The sequence below is a fragment of the Pseudarthrobacter sp. NamE2 genome (genome assembly GCF_005796205.1).
Lineage (GTDB): Bacteria > Actinomycetota > Actinomycetes > Actinomycetales > Micrococcaceae > Arthrobacter.
Window position 1 is genome coordinate 1 of record NZ_VAHN01000054.1, and the last position, 460, is coordinate 460.

Annotated in this window: 1 protein-coding gene; it reads left to right on the forward strand. The window is 64.1% G+C overall.

All coding sequences use genetic code 11. The features are described from left to right. Positions 1-17 precede the first annotated feature (17 nt). The gene (locus FDW83_RS18985; RefSeq protein ID WP_138139609.1) at positions 18-428 is read left to right on the forward strand and encodes a phage holin family protein; all 411 of its coding nucleotides are present in this window, start codon (positions 18-20) and stop codon (positions 426-428) included. Positions 429-460 lie beyond the last annotated feature (32 nt).

A 460-nucleotide genomic window follows, 5' to 3' on the forward strand; every position in this document is an offset into this window, starting at 1 on the left:
GTAGCCAGATTCCTGAGATGCCACCGGGTGAGGCGCATCAAAAGGCCGATAACACGTCGCTGGGTGACCTGCTCGGAGAGGTAACCCGGGACCTGTCCACCCTGATGCGCCAGGAACTCGAACTGGCCAAGGCCGAAGCCAAGCAGTCCGCGACCCGGGCCGGGAAGGGCGGCGGCATGCTCGCCGGCGCCGGCGTCGCCGGGCACTTCGTCCTTTTGTTCCTGTCCCTGGCCCTGATGTTCGCCCTCGGCGCTCTGATGCCGCTGGGCTGGGCCGCGGTGATCGTGGCCGTGATCTGGGCCATCATCGCCGCAATCCTGGCCTCGATCGGCCGCAAGGAACTCAAAGAGATCAAGGGCCTGCCCCAGACCGGCGAAACACTCTTCGAAATCCCCCCAACCCTAAAACCAGGTGAGGTAAACCGATGAGCGACAACCCGGACGCAATCCGCCAAGACATT

Excerpts from the sequence above, each read along its gene's own strand:
- FDW83_RS18985 (WP_138139609.1), top strand. The coding sequence starts at position 18 with ATGCCACCGGGTGAGGCGCATCAAAAGGCCGATAACACGTCGCTGGGT.